This is a genomic window from Actinoplanes sp. CA-051413, assembly GCF_050955795.1.
Lineage (GTDB): Bacteria > Actinomycetota > Actinomycetes > Mycobacteriales > Micromonosporaceae > Actinoplanes.
Window position 1 is genome coordinate 5,418,977 of the sequence record NZ_CP192100.1, and the last position, 23,660, is coordinate 5,442,636.

24 protein-coding genes are annotated in these 23,660 nt (G+C 73.4%); 8 read left to right on the plus strand and 16 right to left on the minus strand.

Annotated elements, in window-relative coordinates; genetic code table 11:
- Nucleotides 1-2 precede the first annotated feature (2 nt).
- The 7 genes from ACQP2Y_RS25570 to ACQP2Y_RS25600 form a co-directional block, all read right to left on the minus strand.
- Complete coding sequence (locus tag ACQP2Y_RS25570; RefSeq protein ID WP_433717560.1) at nucleotides 3-545, minus strand: hypothetical protein; 543 nt, start codon at nucleotides 543-545, stop codon at nucleotides 3-5.
- Between the two features lie 7 nt (nucleotides 546-552).
- The gene (locus ACQP2Y_RS25575; protein WP_433717561.1) at nucleotides 553-1,749 is read right to left on the minus strand and encodes an ABC transporter permease; all 1,197 of its coding nucleotides are present in this window, start codon (nucleotides 1,747-1,749) and stop codon (nucleotides 553-555) included.
- Entirely contained in the window at nucleotides 1,746-2,483 is a 738-nt protein-coding gene (locus ACQP2Y_RS25580) for an ABC transporter ATP-binding protein (RefSeq protein ID WP_433717562.1), read from the minus strand. The genes ACQP2Y_RS25575 and ACQP2Y_RS25580 overlap by 4 nt, the downstream gene beginning before the upstream one ends.
- Nucleotides 2,480-3,703 (minus strand): efflux RND transporter periplasmic adaptor subunit, encoded by a 1,224-nt coding sequence (locus ACQP2Y_RS25585; RefSeq protein WP_433717563.1) that lies wholly within the window; start codon nucleotides 3,701-3,703, stop codon nucleotides 2,480-2,482. Before ACQP2Y_RS25585 ends, ACQP2Y_RS25580 begins: the two co-directional genes overlap by 4 nt.
- Before the next feature lie 69 nt (nucleotides 3,704-3,772).
- Nucleotides 3,773-5,302: a sensor histidine kinase gene (locus tag ACQP2Y_RS25590; RefSeq protein WP_433717564.1), complete on the minus strand. Its 1,530-nt coding sequence runs from the start codon at nucleotides 5,300-5,302 to the stop codon at nucleotides 3,773-3,775.
- Between the two features lie 22 nt (nucleotides 5,303-5,324).
- Nucleotides 5,325-6,053: a response regulator transcription factor gene (locus ACQP2Y_RS25595; RefSeq protein ID WP_433717565.1), complete on the minus strand. Its 729-nt coding sequence runs from the start codon at nucleotides 6,051-6,053 to the stop codon at nucleotides 5,325-5,327.
- Between the two features lie 95 nt (nucleotides 6,054-6,148).
- Nucleotides 6,149-7,459, minus strand: a complete 1,311-nt coding sequence (locus ACQP2Y_RS25600) for an efflux RND transporter periplasmic adaptor subunit (protein ID WP_433717566.1) — start codon at nucleotides 7,457-7,459, stop codon at nucleotides 6,149-6,151.
- A 167-nt stretch (nucleotides 7,460-7,626) separates the two neighbouring features.
- On the opposite strand from ACQP2Y_RS25600, the gene ACQP2Y_RS25605 reads away from it, so the two are divergent.
- Nucleotides 7,627-8,190 carry a hypothetical protein gene (locus ACQP2Y_RS25605; protein ID WP_433717567.1) on the plus strand — a complete coding sequence of 188 codons (564 nt, stop codon included), beginning with the start codon at nucleotides 7,627-7,629 and terminating at the stop codon, nucleotides 8,188-8,190.
- Nucleotides 8,191-8,244: 54 nt separating this feature from the next.
- Here ACQP2Y_RS25605 and ACQP2Y_RS25610 read toward each other — a convergent pair whose 3' ends face one another.
- Complete coding sequence (locus ACQP2Y_RS25610; protein ID WP_433717568.1) at nucleotides 8,245-8,709, minus strand: hypothetical protein; 465 nt, start codon at nucleotides 8,707-8,709, stop codon at nucleotides 8,245-8,247.
- Between the two features lie 114 nt (nucleotides 8,710-8,823).
- Between ACQP2Y_RS25610 and ACQP2Y_RS25615 the strand changes: the two genes are divergently transcribed.
- On the plus strand, nucleotides 8,824-9,795 hold the full coding sequence (locus ACQP2Y_RS25615; RefSeq protein ID WP_433717569.1) for an asparaginase: 972 nt from the start codon (nucleotides 8,824-8,826) through the stop codon (nucleotides 9,793-9,795).
- 21 nt (nucleotides 9,796-9,816) lie between these two features.
- On the opposite strand, the gene ACQP2Y_RS25620 is transcribed toward ACQP2Y_RS25615, so the two are convergent.
- Nucleotides 9,817-10,818, minus strand: coding sequence for a LacI family DNA-binding transcriptional regulator (locus tag ACQP2Y_RS25620; RefSeq protein ID WP_433717570.1), 1,002 nt, complete (start codon nucleotides 10,816-10,818; stop codon nucleotides 9,817-9,819).
- A 93-nt stretch (nucleotides 10,819-10,911) separates the two neighbouring features.
- Between ACQP2Y_RS25620 and ACQP2Y_RS25625 the strand changes: the two genes are divergently transcribed.
- Nucleotides 10,912-13,341 carry a beta-glucosidase family protein gene (locus ACQP2Y_RS25625; protein WP_433717571.1) on the plus strand — a complete coding sequence of 810 codons (2,430 nt, stop codon included), beginning with the start codon at nucleotides 10,912-10,914 and terminating at the stop codon, nucleotides 13,339-13,341.
- On the opposite strand, the gene ACQP2Y_RS25630 is transcribed toward ACQP2Y_RS25625, so the two are convergent.
- Both ACQP2Y_RS25630 and ACQP2Y_RS25635 read right to left on the minus strand, forming a co-directional pair.
- On the minus strand, nucleotides 13,334-13,819 hold the full coding sequence (locus tag ACQP2Y_RS25630) for a hypothetical protein (protein WP_433732061.1): 486 nt from the start codon (nucleotides 13,817-13,819) through the stop codon (nucleotides 13,334-13,336). The genes ACQP2Y_RS25625 and ACQP2Y_RS25630 overlap by 8 nt on opposite strands.
- A gap of 137 nt (nucleotides 13,820-13,956) precedes the next feature.
- On the minus strand, nucleotides 13,957-15,177 hold the full coding sequence (locus ACQP2Y_RS25635; protein WP_433717572.1) for an MFS transporter: 1,221 nt from the start codon (nucleotides 15,175-15,177) through the stop codon (nucleotides 13,957-13,959).
- Between the two features lie 43 nt (nucleotides 15,178-15,220).
- Between ACQP2Y_RS25635 and ACQP2Y_RS25640 the strand changes: the two genes are divergently transcribed.
- A complete protein-coding gene (locus tag ACQP2Y_RS25640) occupies nucleotides 15,221-16,336 on the plus strand; it encodes an ROK family transcriptional regulator (protein ID WP_433717573.1) in 1,116 nt (371 codons plus the stop codon).
- Here ACQP2Y_RS25640 and ACQP2Y_RS25645 read toward each other — a convergent pair.
- The gene (locus ACQP2Y_RS25645; protein WP_433717574.1) at nucleotides 16,324-16,920 is read right to left on the minus strand and encodes a helix-turn-helix domain-containing protein; all 597 of its coding nucleotides are present in this window, start codon (nucleotides 16,918-16,920) and stop codon (nucleotides 16,324-16,326) included. The genes ACQP2Y_RS25640 and ACQP2Y_RS25645 overlap by 13 nt on opposite strands.
- Nucleotides 16,921-16,986: 66 nt before the next feature.
- On the opposite strand from ACQP2Y_RS25645, the gene ACQP2Y_RS25650 reads away from it, so the two are divergent.
- Nucleotides 16,987-17,577, plus strand: a complete 591-nt coding sequence (locus ACQP2Y_RS25650) for a class I SAM-dependent methyltransferase (protein ID WP_433717575.1) — start codon at nucleotides 16,987-16,989, stop codon at nucleotides 17,575-17,577.
- Nucleotides 17,574-19,139, plus strand: a complete 1,566-nt coding sequence (locus ACQP2Y_RS25655; protein WP_433717576.1) for an MFS transporter — start codon at nucleotides 17,574-17,576, stop codon at nucleotides 19,137-19,139. The genes ACQP2Y_RS25650 and ACQP2Y_RS25655 overlap by 4 nt, the downstream gene beginning before the upstream one ends.
- Before the next feature lie 218 nt (nucleotides 19,140-19,357).
- Here the strand turns inward: ACQP2Y_RS25655 and ACQP2Y_RS25660 are convergent, their stop codons facing one another.
- A complete protein-coding gene (locus ACQP2Y_RS25660) occupies nucleotides 19,358-19,798 on the minus strand; it encodes a hypothetical protein (protein WP_433717577.1) in 441 nt (146 codons plus the stop codon).
- Between ACQP2Y_RS25660 and ACQP2Y_RS25665 the strand changes: the two genes are divergently transcribed.
- Nucleotides 19,760-20,476 (plus strand): SDR family NAD(P)-dependent oxidoreductase, encoded by a 717-nt coding sequence (locus ACQP2Y_RS25665; protein ID WP_433717578.1) that lies wholly within the window; start codon nucleotides 19,760-19,762, stop codon nucleotides 20,474-20,476. The genes ACQP2Y_RS25660 and ACQP2Y_RS25665 overlap by 39 nt on opposite strands.
- Before the next feature lie 9 nt (nucleotides 20,477-20,485).
- Here ACQP2Y_RS25665 and ACQP2Y_RS25670 read toward each other — a convergent pair whose 3' ends face one another.
- The 3 genes from ACQP2Y_RS25670 to ACQP2Y_RS25680 form a co-directional block, all read right to left on the minus strand.
- Nucleotides 20,486-21,049, minus strand: a complete 564-nt coding sequence (locus tag ACQP2Y_RS25670; protein ID WP_433717579.1) for a histidine phosphatase family protein — start codon at nucleotides 21,047-21,049, stop codon at nucleotides 20,486-20,488.
- A 250-nt stretch (nucleotides 21,050-21,299) separates the two neighbouring features.
- Nucleotides 21,300-21,914 (minus strand): FMN reductase, encoded by a 615-nt coding sequence (locus tag ACQP2Y_RS25675; protein ID WP_433717580.1) that lies wholly within the window; start codon nucleotides 21,912-21,914, stop codon nucleotides 21,300-21,302.
- On the minus strand, nucleotides 21,911-23,011 hold the full coding sequence (locus tag ACQP2Y_RS25680; RefSeq protein ID WP_433717581.1) for an LLM class flavin-dependent oxidoreductase: 1,101 nt from the start codon (nucleotides 23,009-23,011) through the stop codon (nucleotides 21,911-21,913). The genes ACQP2Y_RS25675 and ACQP2Y_RS25680 overlap by 4 nt, the downstream gene beginning before the upstream one ends.
- Before the next feature lie 159 nt (nucleotides 23,012-23,170).
- On the opposite strand from ACQP2Y_RS25680, the gene ACQP2Y_RS25685 reads away from it, so the two are divergent.
- Nucleotides 23,171-23,659, plus strand: coding sequence for a hypothetical protein (locus tag ACQP2Y_RS25685; protein ID WP_433717582.1), 489 nt, complete (start codon nucleotides 23,171-23,173; stop codon nucleotides 23,657-23,659).
- Nucleotide 23,660: the final 1 nt, after the last annotated feature.

Sequence of the window (23,660 nt, forward strand, 5' to 3'; positions counted from 1 at the left end):
GGTCAGCCCTTGCTCTCCGTGACGGTCGTCGCGGTGACGGTGCCCTCGGTGTCGGCGGTGCCCTGGACGCTGACCGTGTCACCGGCCTTGAGATCCTTGAGCTTGCCCTTGGTGGCGCTCTGCACCGTCGTGCCGGCGCCGGTCCGTACGGTCACCACCTCGCCGTCCGCCTTCTCGACGTAGACGGTGGTGCCGTTGACCAGCTTGACCTTGCCGGTCGTCGGTCCCGCGGCGGCCGGCGCGGCCGCGGTGGGGGCCGCACCGCCGCCGAACGCTCCCCCGGGGAAACCGCCGGTCCGGGCGCCGGTGCGGCCGGCCGTCGCGGCGGCGGTGCCGGTGCCGTAGTGCTTCTGCACCTCCAGGCCGCCGAGGAAGCCGCCCAGCAGCAACGCGAACGCGCCCAGCACCAGCGTGCCGCGGTTCCACCAGCGCCGCGGGGCCGCCTTGGCGAGCGCACTGGCCAGGCCGTCGTCGCGGTCGTCGAACGGCTCCGGGACGGCCGGGACGGCGGACAGGACGGCGGTGTCGTCGGAAGAAGGGGTCACGGGGTCCTCACTCGTAGCGCAACGCGTCGATGGGGCGCAGCCGGGCCGCCCGGCTGGCGGGCAGGCCGCCGAAGAACAGCCCGATCGCGATGGACACGCCCAGGGCGAGCCCGACCGAACTGGGCACGATCACCGGTTTCACGCCGACGATGGAGAAGCTGCTGCCGATCAGGGCGGCGGCGACGCCGAGCGCGCCGCCCAGCACGCTCAACAGGGTCGCCTCGATCAGGAACTGGGTCAGGATCACCCGGCGGGGCGCGCCCAGGGCCTTGCGGATGCCGATCTCGCGGGTCCGCTCGGTGACGGTGACGAGCATGATGTTGGTGATGCCGATCCCGCCGACGAGCAGGCTGATCGCGGCGACGGCGCCGAGCAGAGTCGTGAAGGTGTCGGCCATCTCGGTCTGGGTGGCGAGCAGCTGCGAGGCGTTCTGGATCCGGTACGGCGTGGTGGCCCCGGCGGACACGTCGAGCCGCTGGTTCAGGATCGTGGCCACCTGCGACTGCACGGCGTCCACCCGGTCCGGGCTGCGCGCCTGCACCAGGATCGAGGTCAGGGCGCCGTACCCGGTGAGCACCTGGCGCACCGCGGACAGCGGGGCGATCGCGGTGTCGTTGCCGTCCTGGAAGCCCGTCGAGCTCTTCTCGGCCAGCACGCCCACCACCGTGAACAGTGCGCCGCCGACGGTGACCTGCTTGTCCAGCGGATCGGTGCCGGGGAAGAGCTCCTCGGCCGCGGTCCGGCCCAGCACCACCACCCGGCGGCCCTGGGCCTCGTCGTCGGCGGTGAAGCCGGCGCCGGTGCCGACCGGCGTGTTGGAGGACGCGAACCAGCTCGGCGTGGTGCCGACGAACTGGCTGACGTCGTGGTCGGTGCCCTCGTAGGTCAGCGTCGCGGCGGCGCTGACCACCGGCGAGACGGAGGCGACGTCCGGGGCCAGCGCCGGGTCGATCAGCGCGTCGGCGATGGTGGTGGTCAGCGCCGTGCTGGTGGAGCCACCACGGCCGGCGCTCATCACGGTGATGGTGTTGGTCCCCAGCGCCTCGATCCGCTGGTTGATCGCCTGCGCGGAGCCGTTGCCGACCGCCACCAGCAGGATCACCGCCGCGACCCCGATCAGGATGCCCAGCATGGTCAGCGCCGAGCGCAGCTTGTTCGCCGACAACCCCCGCAGCGCGAACCGGACGACGTCGTAAAAACTCATCGGCTGTGCCGTCCCTGCAGGGCGCCGACCGGGATCCGGTCCAGCGGCGACTGGCGTACGTCGGTGACGATCCGGCCGTCCACCAGGCGCACCAGCCGCTTGGCGCGGTCGCCGACCTCGGGCTCGTGGGTGATCAGCACGATGGTCCGGCCGGCCGCGCTGAGCTGGTCGAAGACCTCCAGCACGTCGGCGGTGGAACGGGTGTCCAGGTTGCCGGTCGGCTCGTCGGCGAGCAGCAGGGCCGGCTCGGTGACCAGCGCCCGGGCCACCGCGACGCGCTGCTGCTGGCCGCCGGAGAGCTGGTTGGGCTCGTGCCGGGCGCGGTCGGCGAGCCCGACGACCTCGAGGGCGGCCATCGCGCGCTCCCGGCGCTGCCGCGGTCTGACCCCGGCGTACGCCAGTGGCAGCTCCACGTTGGCCACCGCCGAGGTCCGCGGGATGAGGTTGAACGCCTGGAAGATGAAGCCGATGAGCCGGTTACGGGCCAGGGCCAGCTGCCGGTCGGCGAGCCGGCTGACGTCGACCCCGTCCAGCCGGTACGAGCCCGCGCTGGGCACGTCCAGCGCACCCAGGATGTTCATCAGGGTGGACTTGCCGGAGCCGGACGAGCCCATGATGGCCACATAGTCGCCGCGTTCCACCAGCATCGAGACGCCGCGCAGGGCGTGCACGGTGGCTTCGCCCGAACCGTAGATCTTCGTCAGGTCAGAAACCTCGAGTACCGGGCGGCTCATCGGGTGCCCCGGCCCGTACCGCCGCCGGCGGGGAAGCCGCCGCCCGGCGCGCCGCCGGGGAAGCCGCCCGGAAAGCCGCCGGTGGTCCCGCCGGTCGTGGTGCTGGGTGTGGTGATCACGACCTGCTCTCCCGGGGTCAGCCCGGAGGTGACCTGGGTGGCCTGGTCGCCCTCGAGGCCGATCTCCACCGCGCGGACCTCCTGGACCCCATTGGCCAGCACGGTGACGGTGTGCCGGTTGCCGACCGTGGTCACCGCGGCCGCGTTGACGTAGACCGCGTCGCTGACCTCGCCGGTGACCACCGAGACAGAGACCGTCTGGCCCGGTTTGGCCCCGGTGGGGACCTTGTCGAGGCTCAGCGTGACGCCGTAGGTGACGACGTTGTTGGCCGTGGTGGCCTGCGGGTCGACGGCGACCACCTTGGCGCTCTGCCGGGTGCCGCTGAGCGCGTTCCAGGTGACGGTGGCCGCCTGCTTCTCCTTGAGCTTGGTCGCGTCGGCCTCGGCGAAGGCGGCGGTGACCTGGAGCTTGCCCAGGTCGGCGAGGTCGATGAAGCCGCTGCTCGACGAGCTGGCCGAGGAGGAGGACGACGACGAGGAGCCGGTGGTGGAGGAGCCGCCGCCGGGTGCGCTGCCACCGGAGGACGACGAGGAGGACGAGGTCGACGAGCCCGACGACGAGCTGCCGAGCGTCCCGTTGACCGCGACCACGGTGCCGGCCATCGGCGCCTTGAGGGTCGTCCCGGCCACCGCCGCCTCGGCCTCGTCCACGGCCAGCCCGGCCTGCGTGACCTCGTTCTGGGCCGACGAGGTGTCGGAGCCGGCGTCCTCGGCGCGGTCCAGCGCATCCCGGGCCGCGTCCAGGTCGGCCTCGGCGGCCGCCAGGGTCCGCCGGGCGGCGGCCGGATCGACCTTGGCCAGCACCTGACCCTTGGTCACCTTGTCACCGACCCGGACCGAGATCGATGTGACGGTGCCGCCGGTGGTGAAACTCGCGCTGGCCGAGCTTGCGCTCTCCAGAGAGCCGTCGGCGGTGACGGTGGCGGTGACGGTGCCCTGCTGGACGGGTACGGACCGCACGGACGCGGCGGCCGCGTTTCCGGTGTCCGGACCGGACACGATCTCGTACGCCCAGAAGGCACCGGCGACGAGCGCGAGGACCAGGACGGCGTTGATCGCCACCGAGGGACGGCGCAGGGAACCCAGACGGGGCGCAGGCATGACGGACACTGTGGCGACACCTGCTCGGAGGAGCTTCGGGGTTGGCTGGGAGCCACCTCGGAACCCGCGTCAGCCGGCGTCGGCATCCGAGGTGGGCAGCAGGACCCGGAACGTGGCCCCGCGACCCCGGGGCGGGTCGAGCTCGACCCAGCCGCCGTGACCGCGCACGATCGCCGCGACGATGGACAGGCCCAGCCCGGAACCGCCGCCCCGGCCCCGGCTGCGGCTCGAATCGGCCCGGTAGAGCCGTTCGAACACCCGCGGGGCGTGCTCGGCGGGCACCCCCGGGCCGTCGTCGCCGACCTCCAGAACCGCCAGCGGTACGCCGGTGACGACCGTCCCCGCGTGCACGGCTCCGGGCGCCGGCCGGTGCCCGGCGACGCGTCCCACCCGTACGGTGACGCGGGCCCCGGCCGTGGTGTGCTGCAACGCGTTGGCGACCAGGTTGGTGGCCACCTGGCGCAGCCCGTGCTCGTCGCCCAGCACCGTCGGCGGCACGAACGTGTCCGAGTCGTCGTCGAGGGCGGCCAGGCGCACCGGGCGGTCCGGCATCCGCGCGTACGCGTCTCTGATCGTGTCGGCGGCGATCTCCAGCAGGTCCACCGGGCGCAGCACCGGCGGCCGTTCCAGGTCGAGCCGGGCCAGCATCAGCAGGTCCTCGACCAGGACACCCATCCGGCCGGCCTCACCCTCGATCCGGCTCATGGTCTCGTCGAGCTGCGGGCCGGGCGGGGCGCCGCCGCGCCGGTAGAGCTCGGCGAAGCCCCGGATGGACGTCAGCGGGGTCCGCAGCTCGTGCGAGGCGTCCGCGACGAACTGCCGCAGCCGCTGCTCGGAGGCCGTACGGGCGGAGACCTCGGCCTCGATGCGGGCCAGCATCAGGTTGAGCGCACCGCCGAGCCGGCCCGGCTCGGTGTGCGGATCGGTGTCGGCCACCCGGCCGGAGAGGTTGCCCGCGGAGATGTCGGTGGCCAGGCGTTCCATCTCGGTCAGCGGCCGCAGCCCGAGCCGCACCACGAACGCCGCCCCGGCGCCGAGCAGCACCAGGACCAGCACGGTGACCCCGGCGTCGATCAGCAGCAGCCGGTCGCCGGTCTCCTCCACCTCGACCAGCGACGATCCGATGACCGCCACCCCACCCGTGTCGGCGACGGCCACCGCGAGCAGCCGCCAGTCCGCACTGCCGTCGGATGCCGCCACGGTGTACGGCCGCCCGGTGTGCGCGTGGGTCAGCACCTCGGCCAGCGGCGCCACCGCGGGCCGTTGCGCCTCGGCGACGGAACTGCGGTCCAGGTCGAGCGTTCCGGCCGGCGTGTAGACGTAGACCACCGAGTCGGCGCCGAGGCGCAGCTGCCGGTTGCGGGGCGTGGCGCCGTTCGGTGGTGGCAGGGCCAGGCGCTGCGACCCGGCGAACGGGCGGGACATGGCGACCAGCTGCTCGTCGATGCGGTCCTGCAGGTAACCGCGGATCAGCACCAGGCCGGCCACGTTGGCCACGATCAGGGCGATCGCGGCCAGCGCGCCGACGACCAGCACGAGCCGGGAGCGCAGGGTCCAGTGGCCCCACCGCCGCGGACGCCAGCGGAGCCCGGCCCTCATGGCCTGCTCACTCCTCGCCTGCTCACTCCTCGCCGCCGCGGGGCAGGCGCAACGCGTACCCGACGCCGCGGACGGTGTGGATCAGCGGCGGATCGGTCTTGTCGATCTTGCGGCGCAGGTAGTACACGTAGGACTCGACGATGCGCCCGTCGCCGCCGAAGTCGTACTTCCAGACCCGGTCCAGGATCTGCGCCTTGCTGACCACCCGGCCCGCGTTGATCAGCAGGTACTTCAGCAGGTTGAACTCGGTCGGCGAGAGGTCCACGAGCCGGCCGGCCCGGCGCACCTCGTGGGCGTCCTCGTCGAGCTCCAGGTCGGCGTAGCGCAGCACCCCGGCGTCGCCCGGCACCAGCTCGGGCCGGCTGCGCCGCAGGATCGCCCGGATCCGCAGCACCACCTCCTCCAGGCTGAACGGCTTGGTCACGTAGTCGTCGGCGCCCGCGGTGAGCCCGGCCACCCGGTCCTCGACCGCGTCCCGCGCGGTCAGGAACAGCACCGGGGTGGCCCGCCCGGAGGCGCGCAGCCGCCGGGCGACGTCGAAGCCGTCCAGGTCGGGCAGCATCACGTCGAGCACCACCAGGTCCGGCTCGAAGTCCTCGACCGCGACCAGCGCGCCGTGCCCGGACTCGGCGACCCGCACGTCGAAGGCGACCAGCCGCAGTGTGGCGGAGAGCAGCGCGGAGATGTTGGGCTCGTCGTCGACGACCAGGACCCGGGTCGCCCGGGCGGCCGGCGGATCGCTGAGGGCCACGGAACCGCGGTTATCGGAATGCACCGCAAAGGAATATCAGCGCTTCCTTTGAATTGCGTATGAATCCGCTAGGAGGGAGCTGGGCCGCAGGGCGCTCACCAGCTGCGGGCCACCGCGGCGCCCTCGGCGAGACCCGAGGTGATCTCGGTGTACTGGTCGCCGCGCAGCCCCACCCCGACCTTGACCCGCTGTCCCGCGCGCAGCACCGTGCCGGTGTCACCGGCGATGTCGTGCACGGCGGTGCTCGGCAGCCGCAGCACATCATCGGCCGAGCCGGTGGTGACCCGGACCGCGGCGCTCTGCCCGACGAGCAGGTCCTTGGGGGCGTCGGTGAACGAGAGCAGCACGCCGTAGCGGACCATCGTGCCGTCGTCGGTGCCGACCGGGTCGACCTGCACCACCGTCGCGCCGAAGTCCTTGCCGGCCCGGTCGGCCAGGGTCGCGGTGGCTTTCTGGGCCACCGCCAGCCGGTCCGCGTCGGCCTCCGGGAAGTCGGCGCTGATCTGCATGTCGAAGACGTCGGCCAGGGTGAGGAAGGCGCTGCCCCCGCTGACCTGGCTGCCGACCTTGCCGGCGACCGACAGGATCCGCCCGGCGATCGGCGCGGTGATGGTGGTGCCCTCGAGCCGGTCCTCGGCGGTCTGCAACGCCACCTCGGCCTGGTTGACCCGCTGCTGGGCGCTGAGCACCGGGTCTCCCCCGCCCCCGGAATTCTGGCCCCCGGAATTCTGGCCGCTTGAGTTCGCGCCGCCGCCCTGGGCGCAGGTCGTCGCGGCGCCGCCCGGCCGGGCCGGCGCGGTGGTGCGGGCCGGCCCGGCGGTCCGGGTGGGAGACGCAGTCCGGGTGGGAGAGGCGGTCCGGGTCGGTGCCGCGGTACGGGTCGGGGTCGGTGCAGTCGTCGCGGCCGGTGCCGAGGTACGGCCGGCGGTCGGTGTCACGCTAGCCGTGGCGGTCGGCGGGACGGCGTATGCGGCCGGCTGCACCCCGCAGGAGTCGGAGCTGGCTGTGGCGCTCTCCTTGGCGTCGGCCAGGGCATCCTGCGCGTCGGCCAGCGTGTCCTGCGCGGAGTCGACCGCCTCGGCCGCATCAGTGTCGTCGATAGAGGCGAGTTCCTGCCCGGCCGTCACCACCGTGCCCGCCCGGACCTTGACGCTCGCCACGGTGCCGTCGACCGCGAACGAGAGGCTGCGGGTCTGCGCCGGCTCGACGGTGCCGGTCGTGGCCACCTCGGTCGTCACCGCGCCCCGGTCCACCTGCACCGTGCTCACGGCGGCCGGCCGCTCGTCCGCGCCCTCGGTCAACGCGCGGGTCACTCCGGCGGCCAGCAGCAGGGCCACCACGACCCCGGCCACCAGCCACGCCCACCGCCGGTTCACTCCGCGCCAGGCGGTCAGGCCGTTACCCATGGTCGGGAAGTGTTGCCGCACGTCCTCGCCGCCGGCTCGGTCCCACCTCGGAGTTGCCTCGGAGCCGGGCCGCACTCTCATAGCTGATTCCGAGGACGGTCGGAGGTTGCGGCGAGGTCAGCGGTCTTGTCTGGACCGTCGTGTCCGCTTGAACGAGGAGAGAGACCGTGCCGCAGCTCAGAATCACGTCCCCCCGAGGCATCGCCGGGCTGGTCGTCGCATCCGCGGCGCTGCTGTTCTCCGTGGCCGCGTGCGGCGGCGGGTCGGACGGCACCCCGGCCACCGGAGGTGACAACCAGGACGGCGGCGGGCGCAACACCGCCTTCGCCGCGTACACCGAGTGCCTGGCCAAGAACGGTGTCACGATCACCATGCCCTCCGGCGGCCCCCGGGTCCGCCCCTCGGGCGGCCCGTCCGGCATGCCGCGGCCCTCGGGCAGTGCCCGCCCCGGTGGTGGCGGCTTCCCGGGTGGCGGCTTCGGCAAGCCCGAGGGAGTGGACGACGCGACGTGGGAGAAGGCGCAGCAGGCGTGCGCCTCGGTGCTGCCGAGCGGCCGACCGGGCGGCAACGGCCGGAGCAACGGGATGAGCGCGGCCTACCGCAACTGTCTGAAGGACAACGGCGTCACCCTCGGTCAGGGCGCACCGGCCACGAACGACCCGGCCGTCCAGAAGGCGGTCGAGGCCTGCCAGGCGCTGGCCCCCACCGCGAGCGCCGCTCCCCCGAACTGATCGCGCGGTCCCCCACGATCGGACCGGCGTCGCCCCGTGCGGCGCCGGTCCGGTTCAGTAGGCCGGTAGGGAATCCCGCAGGTCGCTCCACCGCTCGGCGAGCTGCCGGCGGCGGCAGGCGACCAGATGACTGGCCAGGATGGCCGCCAGCCCGCCGCGGACGCAGACGTCCGCGCCGGCGGTCAGCACGGCGGCGACCAGCTCGGCCGGGGCGTCCTCGTCGACCAGCGCGACAACCCGGGTACGGCCCGGCAGCAACGCCCGCGCGGCCAGCACATCGGCCTCGGTGGCCCCGCTGAACAGGACGATCTCGCCGGGCCGCACCCCGTCCAGGTTGCCGGGATAACGCAGCACCCACCCGGCCGGCAGGTGCGCCCGCAACGCGGCGACCCGGCCCCGCTGCCCGAGAACGGCGACGACCGGACTGCGCCGCAGCGAGTTCAGATCGGGCACCGGCACCGCGGTGGAGTTCGGGGTGAACGTACGGTTGGTCTCGTTCCGGTTCAGCTGCACAAGCATCTCAATGACCCCCAGGTCTCGCTCTTCGCGTGCTACCTCTCACCCAACGCTGTCCGCCTGGGCCGGCCATGTGCCCAGCCTGTGCGTCTGTTGTCAGTGCGTAGGGTGGCGGCCGTGACGAAGATCGTGGTGTGCGGGCTGGGCGGGACCATCGCGATGACGGCGACCCCCGATGGCGGGGCCGCACCGGCTCTCAGCGCCGGCGACCTGGTCTCGGCGGTGCCCGGAGCGGCCGCGCTGGGGCTCGACCTGGCGCTTGTCGACGTCGCGAACGTACCCAGCGCCTCCCTGCGCCCGGCGGACATCGTGGCGCTGTCGCGGCGGATCAGCGACCTGCTGACGGGCGGGGCGGACGGCGTGGTGGTCACCCAGGGCACGGACACGCTCGAGGAGTGCGCGTACCTGCTGGATCTGCTGCACGAGCGGCCGGAACCGGTGGTGGTGACCGGGGCGATGCGTCCGGCGCTGGTGGCCGGGGCGGACGGGCCGGCGAACCTGCTGGCGGCCCTGACGGTCGCAGCCGACCCGGAAGCGCGCGGGCGGGGTGTGCTGGTGACGTTCGCGGACGACATCCACGCGGCGGCCCGGGTCCGCAAGACGCACACGACCAGCGTGGCGGCCTTCGTGTCGGCGACGGGCGGGCCGGTGGGACAGGTCGTCGAGGGCCGGGCGCGGTTCTTCGCAACGGCCGGGCGCCGGGTGGTGCTGCCCCGGCCGGACGGGGACGTGCTGCCCCGCGTACCGCTGATCGTCGCGGCCCTGGGGGCCGACGCGCCGGACCGGGATCTCGAAGCGGACGGGCTGGTGGTGGCCGCCCTCGGGGCCGGGCACCTGCCGGACTGGTGGGCGGAGCCGCTCGCGGAGCTGGCGGGGCGGATGCCGGTGGTGCTGGCGTCGCGGACGCTGGCCGGGCCGGTGCTGACCGGCACCTACAGCTATCCCGGGTCCGAGCGGGACCTGATCGGGCGGGCGCTGATCCCGGCCGGCTTCCTCGATCCGGCCAAGGCCCGGATCCTGCTGCTCGCCGTCCTCGCCGGAGGCGGCGGTCCGGAGCGCGTCGTGGCTGCATTCGCCGAGGCCGGCTGACGCCCCGGGGGCTGCGGCCGGTCAGGCGGACTCGCGCTGGACCACCTGGACGATCCCGGCCAGCTCGGACGGCGGGACCGGGCGGCCGTTGATCGCCGCCAGCACCGTCGTGGCCAGGTGGGCGGCCACCGCCGCCTGGTCGGTGGTCACCGTGGTCAGCGCCGGTACGGCCAGCCGCGCCGCCGGGATGTCGTCGACGCCGATGACCGCCAGGTCCGCCGGGGCGTGCAGGTCCAGCCGGCGCATCCCGGCCAGCACCGCCATCGCCACGTCGTCGTTGTAGGCGCACACCGCCGTCACGCCCTCGTCGTGCCAGGCCCGCACGGCCGGTGCCGCCGCTTCGGCGTCCAGGGGCACGACGCGGACCGACGGCTCGGCCACTCCCCGGGCGGCGCAGGCCAGCCTCGTGCCCTCGAGGCGGGGCTCGGCGAAGATGCGCACCCGGTCGTCGTCCGGGTAGGCGTACCCGATGGTGGTGTGCCCGGCCGCGACCAGGTGTTCCGCCTGCAGGCGGCCGACCCGCTGCTGGGGCACCTCCAGCTCGCGGCGCGGGGAGGTGCTGCGGCCGAGCAGGCCCACGACCAGGGCGACCCCGGCCGCGCGCATGGCGTCGATCTCGGCCGGGGAGAAGTCGGTGAACGCCAGCACCGCGGCCGGGGTGATCGCCTTCCACAGGTCCGCGATCGGCCGGTCCGCCTGGCTGCCCGGGTGCGCCACGAAGGTCATGCCGCTGCGGGCCAGTTCGGTGGAGAGGTTGCCGAGCAGCGTGCCGACCTCGGGGCCGATCGGCCAGTCCGGCAGCAGGCACAGCACGACGTCGGAGCGGCCGGTGCGCAGGGCCCGCGCGGCCGCCGAGGGCGCGTAGCCGAGGCTGGTCGCCGCGTCGATGACCCGGCCGCGGGTGGCTGCCGAGATGGTCTGGTGCGGGGTGTCGTTGAGCACGTAGCTGACGGTGGCCCGGGAGACCCCGGCCAGCTTCGCGACGTCGGCGCTGGTCACCCGGCGGATCGTGCTGTCTGTCATGACGGACACCTCTTGCCGTGCGCGGCCGCTGCCGTTTACGTTACTGATACGAGCAAGTTACACGTGTCAGCTCCCCCTGGCGAAGAGGCTTCCATGACCACAGCACCCGCGTCCGAGCACGCCGCGCTCCTCAAGTCCCTGGATCTGCCGGCCAAGGTCGCGCTGCTCACCGGCGCCACCTCGTTCACCCTGGCCGCCGAGCCGGCCATCGGCCTGAGCGAGGTGCGCCTGTCCGACGGGCCCACCGGCGTACGCGGGCTGAAGTTCAGCGGTGGCCGCATCGTCGCGCTGTTCCCCAACGCCACCCTGCTGGCGTCCTCCTGGGACGAGAGCGCGCTGGAGGAGACCGGGCGACTGCTCGCCGAGGAGGCACTGGCCCAGCAGATCCACGTGGTGCTCGGCCCGACCATCAACCTGCACCGCACCCCGCTGGGCGGCCGGCTCTTCGAGGCGTACTCCGAGGATCCGCTGCTGACCGGCCGGCTGGCGGCCGCGTACGTACGCGGAATGCAGGCGCACGGCGTCGGCGCCACCCTAAAGCACCTGGTGGCCAACGAGAGCGAGACCGACCGCAACACCGTCGACAGCGTCGTGGACGAGGCGACGCTGCGCGAGCTGTACCTGCTGCCGTTCGAGATCGCCGTCACCGACGCGGACGCCTGGTCGATGATGGCGGCCTACAACGACGTGAACGGCCAGGCCGCCACCGAGCAGATCCACGTCAACAACGAGATCGTCAAGGGCGAGTGGGGCTACCGCGGCCTGATCATGTCCGACTGGTTCGCCACCCGCAGCGCCGGCCCCGCGGCCAACGGCGGCCTCGACCTGGTGATGCCCGGCCCGCGCGGCCCGTGGGGCGACGCGCTGGTGGCCGCCGTACGCGCCGGTGAGGTCGACGAGGCGGTGATCGACGACCACCTGAGCCGGCTGCTGCTGCTCGCCGAGCGGGTGGGCGCCCTGGGCACGCCGCGGGACTACCCGGACGGCCTGCCCGCGCCGGACAGCGCTGTCCGCAAGGAGCAGCTGACCCGGCTGGCCGCGCGGGGCATGACCGTGCTCAGCAACGACAACGCCGTCCTGCCGCTGGAACCGGCGCAGAGCGTGGCCCTGATCGGCCGGCACGCCGTCGAGACCATCGACATGGGCGGCGGCTCGGCCCAGGTCAACCCGCCGTACCAGGTGAGCGTGGCCGAGGGCCTGAGCGCCCGGCTCGGCGACCGCGTCACGGTGGTCGACGGCGTCGAGGTCCGCACCAAGCCGGTGCCGGCCCGGGGCGGCTTCCTGGTCGACCCGATCACCGGCGAGCCCGGCATCCGGGTCACGCTGCTCGACGCGGACGGCAACGAGCTGGAGCAACGGCACGCGGCCAACGCCACCACCATGGTCGGCATGGACGACGACTTCACCGGCACCGTCGCCACCGCGGTCCTGCACGGCCGGATCACTAGGGCCGGCCGGGTCGAGCTCGGTGTCCTCGGCGTCGGCGACTGGTGGATCCGGGTCGGCCACACCGAATCGCGTCCGGAGCTGCGCGTGTCCGGCAAGGGCTTCGGCGAGGAGGTGCTCACGCCGCCGCTGCACACCCAGCTCTACGAGGTCGGCGAGGGCGAGCTGCTGGAGGCGACCGTCACCCTGCTCAACGGCGACCAGTTCGCCGGGGCAGGCCTGTTCGGGCTCATCGGCCACAAGGCCTCCCGGGAGACCGTCGACGTGATCGACGACGCGGTCCGGGCCGCCGCCGGCGCCGACGTGGCGGTGGTCGTGGTCGGCCTCACCGAGGAGCAGGAGACCGAGGCGGTCGACAAGAGCACCCTGAAGCTGCCGGGCGCGCAGGATGCCCTGATCGAGGCGGTGGCCGGGGCGGCCCGCCGTACCGTCGTGGTGGTCAACGCGGCCACGCCGGTGATCATGCCGTGGCTGTCGCGGGTCGACGCCGTGCTCTGGGCGGGCCTGCCCGGCCAGGAGGGCGGCCACGCGATCGCGGCGGCCCTGCTCGGCGAGATCGAGCCGGCGGGCCGGCTCGTCACCACGTTCCCGGCCGCCGACGGCACGTCACCCGCGTGGTCGGTCACCCCGGTCGACGGCAAGCTGGAGTACGCCGAGGGCCGGTTCATCGGCTACCGCGGCCACTACGCGGGCCGGGCACCGGCGGCCCCGGCGTTCTGGCTGGGCCACGGCCTGGGCTACAGCACCTGGGAGTACGCGGACGCCCGGCTGATCTCCGGCGAAGCCCCGGCCGTGACGGTGACGGTGACGAACACGGGTGCCCGGGACAGCCGCGAGGTCGTGCAGGTCTACTTCCAGCCGGCCGGTCCCGACGAGCCGGTGCGCCTGGTCGGCTGGCAGGGCGTCGACGTCCCGGCGGGCGGCTCGACCCGGGTGACGGTCACGCCGGACGCCCGGATGTGGCGCCGATGGGACGCCGCGGCCGGAGCGTGGGACTCGGTCGGCGCGGGCGGCGAACTGCTGATCGCGCGGGGTCTCGGGGACATCCGGGCCACCGTCGAACTGCCGGTCAGCTGAACTGCAGCATCATCCGGTCCTGATGCCCGGACCAGCTCAGGGCCAGCCGCCAGCAGCCGGCGGTGGGCAGCTGGATCGAGGAGGGGCCGGGGCCGCCGGGGACCTCGCGGGTCACGGTGGTGGTCGTGCCCTCGAGGGTCGCCTCGATGACCAGCGGCTGCACCGGCTCCTGCGGGAGCCGGGAGACCCAAAGGATCTTCGTGCCGTCCTGCGGATCGGCGGAGGAGGCGGGCGGGTACTTGAAGAGCACGGCGAGCAGGTCGCCGTGCTCACTGAAGACATGGGGTACGCCGGAACCGTCGTCGCTGAACCCGGCCCTGGCCCAGACCGGCAGCGCGTCACGGGTGACCTCCGACCGGCACGGCCCCGGGGTGGGCGATGCCGTCGGTGCGGTGGCCGCGCTGCTGCCGGACGTGCATCCCGCCGTCGCCAGCAGGAGACTCGCGGCGGTGAGCGCCGCCCAAACCATCCGTCGCATGGTCACCCCTGGAGTGTGAGCTTTCCACGAGTGACACCGCGAGATGCCCCGCGGGTTCCCGCTCGCATCGCCCGGCCCCGCCAGGCGAGGCCCGGCCGGGCGTGGGCCCGGCGGGGTCCGGGACGGGCTCGTCGTGGTCAGACGGTGGCCGGCACCGGGCGGCGGGCGCGGCGCTCGGCGGTGAAGCTCAGCGCCGCCAGCCCCAGCCCGGCCGCCGCCAGACCCACCCCCACCCAGGTCGGGGCGAGGTAGCCGTAGCCGCGCGCGATCACCACCCCGCCCAGGGCCGCCCCCAGGCTGTTGGCCACGTTCATCGCGGACTGGTTCACCGCCGCGCCCATCAGCTGCGCTCCCGGGGCCACCGCGATCAGCCGGGCCTGCAGCGCCGGGCCCAGGAACAGGCTGGTCGCGCCGATCAGGAACGCCCCGGCGAACAAGCCCGGAGCCGTGTCCGCGACCAGCCCGAAGAAGATCACCGCGGCGATCACCGAGCCGAAGCCGATGAGCATGCTGCGCCGCAGGTTCCGGTCGGCGAACCAACCGCCCAGGGCGTTGCCGACGGTCATGCCGAGCCCGACCGCGACCAGCACCCACGGCACGGTGCTCGCGGCCAGGCCGGTGACGTCGGTCGTGACGGGCGCGATGTAGCTGTCCACGGCGAAGAAGCCGGCGAAGCCGACCGCCGCGGTGGCCGCCACCAGCCAGACCTGCGGCTTGCGCAGCGAACGCAGCTCGGCCCGCGGTGAGCCGTCGGCCACCGCGGCCACCGCCGGCACGATCATCAGCACGGCGACCAGGGTCGCCCCGAAGACCAGGGCGATGACCAGGTACGCGACCCGCCAGCCGGCTGCCTGCCCGAGCCGGGTGACCAGCGGTACGCCGACCACGTTGGCCGCCGTCAGCCCGCTGAGCACGGCGGCGTACCCGCGGGCGGCGTTGCCGGGGCCCATCAGGGTGGCCGCGAGCAGGCCGGCCGCACCGAAGTAGGCCCCGTGCGGTAGCGCCGCCACGAACCGCGCGACCAGCACCAGCTCGAACGTCGGCGCGATCGCCGACGCGACGGTCCCGGCCGCGAACAGCACCAGCAGGCCGAGCACCAGCTTCTTGCGGGGTACGCGGGCAGTCAGCGCGGCGATCGTCGGCGCACCGACCACCACCCCCAGCGCGTACGCGGTGATCGTCCACCCCGCCTGCGCGACCGCGTCGGGCGCCGACCGGGCGTACTCCGCGGGCAGCAGGTCGCGTGCCACTTCGGGCAGCAGGCCCATCGCGGCGAACTCGGTCAGCCCGATCGCCACCCCGCCCAGGGCCAGCGCGAGCAGGGCGGCCCAGCGGTGCCTACGGCTCAGATCTTCCACGAGCGCCGACTTTAGCAACGCCGTTGCGTAATAGGGTGTCGACATGGCGGACCTCACGTTCCTGCGCGGCTACAACGAGGCCCTGGTGATGGCCGTCGCCCGTACCCGGCCGGCGTTCGAACGCGCAACAATTGCCGATGCCACCGGACTGACCCCGCAGGCGGTGTCGAAGGTGCTGGGCCGGCTGGTCGAGCACGGCCTGATCGCGCCCGCGGGCGTGCGCCGACCGGCGATCGGCAAGCCCGCCGGTGTCTACGAGCTGGTCCCCGGCAGCCGGTACGCGATCGGCGCGCACGTGGCCCGCCGTACCCTGCGGCTGGTCCTCACCGACCTGGCCGGCGCGGTCCGGCACTCGGTGGTGACTCCCCTACCGGCGGATTTCACTCCCGGGACGCTGCTGGACGAGCTCACGGCCGGTGTGGACCGGATCGCCGCCGCGCACAAGCTCGGCGCGCGGCTGACCGGGGTGGGCATCGGCATGATCGGGCCGCTGGATCACGCCCAGGGCACCGTCCGGGACGCCCACCGGTTGCGGCACTGGCACGACGTACCGCTGCGTGAGCTGGCCGAGCAGGCCCTGGGCCGGCCCGTGCACCTGGACAAGGACGTCACGGCCGGGGTCACCGCCGAGGCGTGGCGGCGCGGCCCGGCCTTCCGGGACGCCGCCCTGATCATGGTGGAGTCGGGGGTGGGTGCGGGTCTGTGGCTGGGCGGGGCGGCCCATCGCGGGTCGCACACGAACGCGGGCGAGTTCGGCCACACAGTCATCGAGCTGTCCGGCCCGCCGTGCGTGTGCGGGCGGCGGGGCTGCCTGGAAGCGGTCCACGACCGGGCGGTGGCGGACGGGGACATCCGGGCGGCCGCGCGGGTCCTGGCCGTCGGCATCGTCAATCTGGTGCAGACCCTGGACGTGGCCCACGTGGTGCTGGCCGGCGCGGACCTGCTCACCCACGCGGAGATCTACCGGGCCGAGGCCGAGGCGGCGATCCGTACGCAGGTGCCCCGGGCCGACTGGCAGACGGTCAGGATCACGCTGTCGAGCCTCGGCGCGGACGTGATCGCGGCCGGCGCCGCGATGCAGGTCCTGGACTCCCGCTACGGCATCCCGGACCTGGCCCCGCTGGAGTCGGCGGGCGCCCGGCCACCTCACTCAGGCTGAGCGGACCGGGGTGCGGCGCGGATGTGTGCCCGTTCGCCCTGCCGTCCGACGAGGCTGAGGAACTCGACGGGCCCGGAGCTGGTGGCCCCGAACCAGTGCGGGGTGCGCGTGTCGAACTCGGCGGCCTCACCGGGCTGCAGGATCAGGTCGTGCTCGCCGAGGACCAGGCGCAGCGTGCCGTTCAGGACGTACGCCCAGTCGTAGCCCTCGTGGGTGCGCAGGTCCGGCTCGCGGTTGTCGTCGCCGGCCGGCAGGACGAACTTGTACGCCTGGATGCCGCCCGGCCTACGGGTCAGCGGCAGCACGACCGACCCGTCCCCGCCGGCGATGGGCCGCAGGTTGACCCGCGGATCGCCGGTCAGCGGCGCGTCGACGAGCTCGTCGAGCGTGACGCCGTGCGCGCGGGCGAGCGGCAGGAGCTGCTCCAGCGTCGGGCGGCGCAGACCCGCCTCCAGCCGGGACAGCGTGCTGACGGAGATGCCGGTCTCCTCCGCGAGCGCGGTGAGCGTGATGTCGCGGCGCATCCGGAGCTGCTTCAGCCGGGGCCCGACGGCGTCGAGGGTGCGGTCCAGTTCCTCATCCATGGCCCCAGTTTTCCATTCGGCAAAGATCTTTGCACATCCGCTTGGTCACACCGCACGCTCACCGGTATGGAATTCGACAGGGACTATTGGGAACACCACTGGCACCAGGCGCACCAGAGCACACCGGACCCGCACCCGTACCTGGCCCGCGAGACGAGCGGCCTGATCCCCGGCACGGCGCTGGACGCCGGGTGCGGCACCGGCGCCGAGGCGGCCTGGCTCGCGTCCCACGGCTGGCAGGTCACCGCGGCCGACATCTCCGCCGCCGCCCTCGCCGGCGCGGCCGAGCGCGCAGCCGCCGAGAACGTGCGATGGGTCCAGGCCGACCTGACCACCTGGCACCCGGACCTGCGGTTCGATCTGGTCACCACCCACTACGCGCACCCGGCGATGCCGCAGCTCGCGTTCTACCAGCGCATCTCCGACTGGGTGGCGCCCGGCGGCACCCTGCTGATAGTCGGCCACCTGCACTCCTCGGCAGCACCGGGACACGGGCACCACCCGCCCGCCGAGGCAGCGGTCAAGCTCGCGGACATCACCGCAAGCCTGGACAGCGCCCAGTGGCACATCGCGACCGCCGAGGAACACGTGCGTACGGTCAGCGACCACCCCCTCCAGGACGTCGTCGTCCGCGCCACCCGGCGGTCCGGACGATGAGCGCCACCGGCACGACGATCCACGACCCGCGCCGCCGCCGGGCGATCCTCGTCGCGGTGTGCATCGCCCTCATGGCGGTCATCGCCTCGGTCTCCGGGCTGAACGTCGCGCAGCAGGAGATCGCGGTCGCGTTCGACGCCTCGCAGAGCACCGTCCTGTGGATCATCAACACGTACACGATCAGCCTCGCCGCGCTGCTGCTCCCGCTCGGTGCCCTGGGCGACCGCTGGGGGCGGCGGCCGGTGCTGCTGGCCGGCCTGATCGTCTTCGGCGCGGCGAGCGCGGTGGCCGGCCTGGCCCCGTCCACCGAGGTCATGATCGTGGCCCGGCTGCTCAGCGGCGTGGGGGCCGCGATGATCATGCCGGTCACCCTGGCCGTCATCACCTCGACGTTCCCGGACGAGGAACGCTCCAAGGCGATCGGCGTCTGGACCGCGGTCGCCGGCGGTGGCGGCATCCTCGGGATGTATCTGTCGGCGGTCCTGGTCGACCTGGCCGACTGGCGGTGGCTGTTCGTGTTGCCCGTCGCGCTCGTCGCGGTGGCCGTCGCCCTGACGCTGCGTTCGGTCCCGGACTCCCGCGAGGAGTCGGCGCACAGCTTCGACATCGTCGGCTCGCTGGCCTCCGTGGTCGCCGTGGTCGGCCTCGTCCTGGTCCTCCACGAGGGCCCGGTACAGGGCTGGACCACCCCGGTGACACTGGTGAGCCTGCTGATCGGCGTCCTCGGAACAGTCGGCTTCGTTGCGTGGGAACTGCGCCGGACGGCTCCGCTGCTGGACGTGCGACTGTTCCGCGAGCGTGGCCTGGCCGGTGGCTCGCTGGCGCTGCTGACGGTGTTCGGCGTGCAGGCCGGGATCTTCGTGGTGCTGTTCCCGTTCCTGCAGGCAGTGCTCGGCTGGTCCGGCCTGCGGTCCACGCTGGCGCTCATGCCGATGGCAGCGATGATGATGCTGGCCTCCGGACTTGCCCCGCGGATGGCCGCCCGCCTCGGTGGCCGCTCGACGATGGCGACCGGCATCCTGCTGGGCGGCGTGGGGCTGGCCCTGATGGCCACCTCGGTCTCCATCGAGGACGGCTACCTCTCGGTGCTGCCCGGAATGCTGGCCATGGGACTCGGCATGGGCCTGACCCAGACGCCCGCCACCGAAGCCATCACGTCCGCCCTGCCCCGCGAACGCCAGGGCGTCGCGTCGGCGCTGAACGATGTCACCCGGGAATTCGGTACGGCACTCGGTGTCGCCCTGCTCGGAGCGGTCCTCTCCGCCGGCTACCGCAACGCCGTCGATTCTCGGCTCGCCGCAGTCCCGGCCGATGCAGCCGGCACCGCCCGCGAGGGCATCGCCAACGCCCTGGCCGCCGCCGACAGCGCCGGTAGCCAGGCGCCGGCGTTGATCCGGGCCGCCCAGGAGTCCTTCGTGGAGGGTTGGCAGCAGGCCATGTGGGCTGGAGTCGGCGTCATGGCGGTGCTGTTCGTCTACGTCCTGGCGCGTGGACCGCTACGCACCGCGCCGGCCGGTCCGTCACCCGCAGCGGCTCCGTCGAGCGACGCGGTCGGCCGATGAGCCTGGCTCACCGCGCCGAACGCCGCCAAGGCCGGCCGGGCTCACCGCGGCGAACGCCCACAAAGGCCAGCCGGGTTTACCGCGGCGAACGCCCACAAAGGCCGGCCGGGCTCACCGCGCCGAACGTTCACAAAGGCCGGCCGGGCTCACCGCAGCGAACGCCGCCAAGGCCGCCCGGGCTCACCGCGCCGAACGCCGGCAAGGCCAGCCGGCCACGCTCACCGGCTGCCAGCCATGCTGATGCCGGCCAGCACCCGCCGGAACGCGGCGACATCCCCGGTCACCCGCACCTCCCCCGCGTCAGTCAGCTCCCGTTCCCCGACCAGGAGCGCAACCAGCGTGGCCGTATCAGTCTCCACAGTGGTCTCCGCCGCGGCCTGACCGGCGCTGACCTCGACGCGCTCCCCGGCGATCCGAGCGACGTAGGACCGTTCGCCCAGGTGCACCTGGAGCGTCGTGGCCCAGTCGTCGGTCGCGCGGTAGTAGGTCCGCAACGTGAGCATGGCCGACACGGCGCTCAGGTGTCCCGCCGGCGCGAGCGGGGAGCGCAGCGCCCAGGAACCGAGGGCGACCAGGATCGGCTCGTCGTCTACGGGGCGGCAGGCGCAGCGGGAAGCGCGGTGGCGCAGGCATTCGCCGCCGAAGGAGCCATGGTCCATCTGGCCGGTCGCAGGCCGGAGGCGCTCCGGAAGGTCGCCGCGAAGATCGCCGGACGCACGGAGATCGCTCAGCTGGACGCGCTGGATCCAGCGGCGGTGGACCGCGATGTGCGCGACGTCGTGGACCGGCACGGGCGGCTGGACGTGTCGATCAACCTCATCTCGGTCGACCACGTGCAGGGCGTGCCTCTCGTCGACATGTCAGCCGATGACTTCGCCCGCGGCCTCGACGCCCGGGCGCGCACCCACTTCATCACGGCGACCGCGGCCGCCCGGCCCATGACCACGCGCGGTGGCGGGACGATCCTCATGCTGACCGCGAGCCCGGACCGCACCGGCATCCCGATGGCCGGCAGCTTCGGGGTGCAGTGCGCGGCCGTCGAGTCGCTGAGCCGGGCGCTGGCGGTCGAGCTGGGCCCGTACGGGGTGCAGGTCGCCTGCCTGCGGTCCGCGGGCTCACCGGACGCCGGCGGCGTCGACCGGGTCTTCGACGTGCACGCCCGCAACGCCGGCACGACCCGCGAGGACTTCGACGCCGCCAAGGCCGGCCGGACGCTGCTGCGGCGCCTGCCGAGCCTGGCCGAGGTCGCTCAGGTCGCGGTGTGGCTGGCCAGCGACCGGGCCGCCGCGGTCACCGCCTCGATCACCAACGTGACCTGCGGCGAACTGCTCGACTGAGGCCGGCGCTCAACCGTTCCAGGTGTCGATGACCTGGTTGCCGTGCTCGAACCCCAGCGTCGACAGGGTCGCCGTGCCCAGCTTCAGCAGCCCGCCGCCGCTGGCCGGCAACCCGATCCACCGGGCGCCCGCCACCCGCAGCGAGTGCCCGTGGGCGATCAGCGCGACGTCGCCCTGGTCCAGGAAGGTGCGGGCGTGGGCGAGCACCCGGTCCAGCCGCTCGCCGACCTCGGCCGGGGACTCCCCGCCGGGCGCGCCGTCGGTCCACAGCGACCAGGCCGGGCTGGTCTCGCGGATGGTGGCGCTGGTGATGCCCTCGTACTCGCCGTAGTTCCACTCGGCGAGGTCCTCGGTGGTCTCCGTGACGGCCAGGCCGGCCAGCTCGGCGGTGCGCAGGGCCCGCTTGCGCGGGCTGGAGATGACGGCCGCGAAGCTACGGCCGGCCAGGCGCTCACCGGCGACCCGGGCCTGCTGCTCCCCCGCTTCGGTCAGATCCAGATCCGTGTACGAGGTGTGCTTACCAACCGCACTCCACTCGGTCTGCCCGTGCCGGATGAGCACGATCTCCGCCATGACGCCCCCTGTTCGCTCCCGCTTGTTCCTACCCCACCCACGCCCCATCCATCCCGCCGCCAGGCCGAAGACCGCCGGCCCGCACCCACCGACCGCGCCGCGCCCGGGCCGGCGGCGGGCCGGTGGGCGCGGCCATCCGCCGGCCATGCACGGACCTGGCATTCGGCGGGAGCGACGGTCAGTGCCATGCAACCAGGCACGACCGCCGTCAGATCTTGATCTCAGATCTTGATCTCAGCGATGACGAATCTCAGCCGCCGGCCAGCAGATCCTCGAACGAGGTCGTGAGCGCGAACGGGTCCTGGACCGTCACCGGCTCGCGCCGGTCGATCTCGCGGGCCAGTTCGCCCGCCGCCCGGCTGATCCGGCCGCGCAGCTGGCCCTCACTCTCGTCGCCACCCCAGTCCTCCGACGCGGCGTAGACCGCCGTCGGCACCGGGACGGCCCGCAGGTAGGCGAACATCGGCCGGACCGCGTGGTCGAGCGCCAGCGAGTGCCGGGCCGAGCCGCCGGTGGCCGCGATCAGCACCGGCTTGTCGGCCAGGGCGTCCTGGCCGAGCACGTCGAAGAACGACTTGAACAGGCCGCTGTAGGACGCGTTGAAGATCGGCGTGACCGCGATCATCGCGTCGGCGGACTCGACGGTGTCGAGGGCTCGCTTCAGCGGTGCCGGCGGGAAGCCGGTGAGCAGGTGGTTCATCAGGTCGTGGGCCAGGTCGCGGAGTTCGATCACCTGGACCGACAGCTGGACGCCGAGGCCGGCGGCCGCCGTCACCGCCGCCGCGGACAGGCGGTCCGCGAGCAGGCGGGTGGACGACGGCTGGCTCAGCCCCGCCGAGACCACGACGAGGGTGCGCTGCTTCATGCCTGCACCTTCTCCTTCGTCTCCGCCTGCGCCGCTTCGAGCAGCGAGACGTGGGTCGGCGCGTCCGGCACGTGGGCCGGCTTCAGCGCGGCGAATTCCTTGCGCAGCACCGGTACGACCTCCTCGCCGAGCAGGTCGAGCTGCTCCAGGACCGTCTTCAGGGGCAGCCCGGCGTGGTCCAGCAGGAACAGCTGGCGCTGGTAGTCGCCGGCGTAGTCGCGGAAGCCCAGCGTGCGGTCGATGACCTGCTGCGGGCTGCCCACGGTCAGCGGCGTCTCCCGGGTGAAGTCCTCCAGGCTCGGGCCGTGGCCGTAGACCGGCGCGTTGTCGAAGTACGGCCGGAACTCCTTGACCGCGTCCTGGCTGTTCCTGCGCATGAACACCTGGCCGCCGAGGCCGACGATGGCCTGGTCCTCGGAGCCGTGGCCGTAGTGGGCGTAGCGCTCGCGGTAGAGGGCGACCATCCGCTGGGTGTGGTCCTTGGGCCAGAAAATGTGGTTGGCGAAGAAGCCGTCGCCGTAGAAGGCGGCCTGTTCGGCGATCTCGGGGCTGCGGATCGAGCCGTGCCAGACGAACGGCGGGATGCCGTCCAGCGGGCGCGGGGTCGAGGTGAACGACTGCAGCGGGGTGCGGAACTTGCCCTTCCAGTCGACGGTGTGCTCACGCCAGAGGCGGTGCAGCAGGGCGTAGTTCTCGACGGCCAGCGGGATGCCGGCGCGGATGTCCTTGCCGAACCAGGGGTAGACCGGGCCGGTGTTGCCGCGGCCCATCATGAGGTCGACGCGGCCGTCGGCGAGGTGTTGCAGCATGGCGTAGTCCTCGGCGATCTTGACCGGGTCGTTGGTCGTGATCAGCGTCGTGGACGTGGACAGCAGCAGCCGCTGCGTACGCGCGGCGACGTGGCCGAGCAGGGTGGTGGGCGACGACGGCACGAACGGCTCGTTGTGGTGCTCACCCAGCGCGAAGACGTCGAGACCGACCTCCTCGGCCTTCTCCGCGATGGCGACGATGGCCTTGATCCGCTCGTGCTCGGTCGGCTGCCGCCCGGTGGTGGGGTCCGGCGTGACATCGCCGACGGTGAAGATCCCGAACTGCATGACCGCTCCTGAGCTCCGGGGCGGGAGCTGACGTCCCGCACTGCCCCGCACAACGCCTTTGACTCGTCAACTATTTCAGATTCAAAGAACTTGGGGGAAGTGGGGTCCCGGTCACACCGCGCGCGGAACCGCCCGGCGGCCGGCCGCGTCGGTGACGGTATGAAACTGCGTCTTTCGAGCCTGCTCACCGTGATGCTGCTGAGTCTCGGCCTCGTTGTGCTGGTCTCCCCCGCCCCGCCGGCCTGGGCCTGCTCCTGCGTGTCCTTCGATGAACAGGACGAACGGGCCGAACTGATCGTCGTCGGCACGGTCACCGACGTCTCGGACAGCGGGATCCGGATGACGGTCGAGTCGGTCGAGAAGGGCGCCGCGGCGGCGGACAACCTGCGACTGAAGGTGGGCCGCGGCGAGGCGAGCTGCGGTTACGACTTCCGGGCCGGCGGGCGGTACCGGGTGAACTCGGTCGACGGTGCCACCGGACTGTGCACCGGCGTCAGCCCGTTGCCGGCCGCTGTGTCCGTACCCCCGGCGGCCGCGCCCGTGGCCGCGCCCGTCGCCGAGTCCTCGGCCTGGGGGTGGTGGCTCGCGGCCGGGGCGGGGGTGGCCGTCCTCGCCGCCGGGCTGGTGATCGCCCGGCGGCGAGGTTAGC

What these genes read in the sequence shown, in the direction of transcription:
- ACQP2Y_RS25680 (WP_433717581.1), bottom strand. Translation starts at nt 23,011, where the DNA reads ATGCAGTTCGGGATCTTCACCGTCGGCGATGTCACGCCGGACCCCACC.
- ACQP2Y_RS25600 (WP_433717566.1), bottom strand. Translation starts at nt 7,459, where the DNA reads ATGGGTAACGGCCTGACCGCCTGGCGCGGAGTGAACCGGCGGTGGGCG.
- ACQP2Y_RS25575 (WP_433717561.1), bottom strand. Translation starts at nt 1,749, where the DNA reads ATGAGTTTTTACGACGTCGTCCGGTTCGCGCTGCGGGGGTTGTCGGCG.
- ACQP2Y_RS25655 (WP_433717576.1), top strand. Translation starts at nt 17,574, where the DNA reads ATGAGCGCCACCGGCACGACGATCCACGACCCGCGCCGCCGCCGGGCG.
- ACQP2Y_RS25675 (WP_433717580.1), bottom strand. Translation starts at nt 21,914, where the DNA reads ATGAAGCAGCGCACCCTCGTCGTGGTCTCGGCGGGGCTGAGCCAGCCG.
- ACQP2Y_RS25650 (WP_433717575.1), top strand. Translation starts at nt 16,987, where the DNA reads ATGGAATTCGACAGGGACTATTGGGAACACCACTGGCACCAGGCGCAC.
- ACQP2Y_RS25685 (WP_433717582.1), top strand. Translation starts at nt 23,171, where the DNA reads ATGAAACTGCGTCTTTCGAGCCTGCTCACCGTGATGCTGCTGAGTCTC.
- ACQP2Y_RS25640 (WP_433717573.1), top strand. Translation starts at nt 15,221, where the DNA reads ATGGCGGACCTCACGTTCCTGCGCGGCTACAACGAGGCCCTGGTGATG.
- ACQP2Y_RS25645 (WP_433717574.1), bottom strand. Translation starts at nt 16,920, where the DNA reads ATGGATGAGGAACTGGACCGCACCCTCGACGCCGTCGGGCCCCGGCTG.
- ACQP2Y_RS25610 (WP_433717568.1), bottom strand. Translation starts at nt 8,709, where the DNA reads ATGCTTGTGCAGCTGAACCGGAACGAGACCAACCGTACGTTCACCCCG.
- ACQP2Y_RS25580 (WP_433717562.1), bottom strand. Translation starts at nt 2,483, where the DNA reads ATGAGCCGCCCGGTACTCGAGGTTTCTGACCTGACGAAGATCTACGGT.
- ACQP2Y_RS25625 (WP_433717571.1), top strand. Translation starts at nt 10,912, where the DNA reads ATGACCACAGCACCCGCGTCCGAGCACGCCGCGCTCCTCAAGTCCCTG.
- ACQP2Y_RS25630 (WP_433732061.1), bottom strand. Translation starts at nt 13,819, where the DNA reads ATGCGACGGATGGTTTGGGCGGCGCTCACCGCCGCGAGTCTCCTGCTG.
- ACQP2Y_RS25585 (WP_433717563.1), bottom strand. Translation starts at nt 3,703, where the DNA reads ATGCCTGCGCCCCGTCTGGGTTCCCTGCGCCGTCCCTCGGTGGCGATC.
- ACQP2Y_RS25620 (WP_433717570.1), bottom strand. Translation starts at nt 10,818, where the DNA reads ATGACAGACAGCACGATCCGCCGGGTGACCAGCGCCGACGTCGCGAAG.
- ACQP2Y_RS25590 (WP_433717564.1), bottom strand. Translation starts at nt 5,302, where the DNA reads ATGAGGGCCGGGCTCCGCTGGCGTCCGCGGCGGTGGGGCCACTGGACC.
- ACQP2Y_RS25660 (WP_433717577.1), bottom strand. Translation starts at nt 19,798, where the DNA reads ATGGACCATGGCTCCTTCGGCGGCGAATGCCTGCGCCACCGCGCTTCC.
- ACQP2Y_RS25670 (WP_433717579.1), bottom strand. Translation starts at nt 21,049, where the DNA reads ATGGCGGAGATCGTGCTCATCCGGCACGGGCAGACCGAGTGGAGTGCG.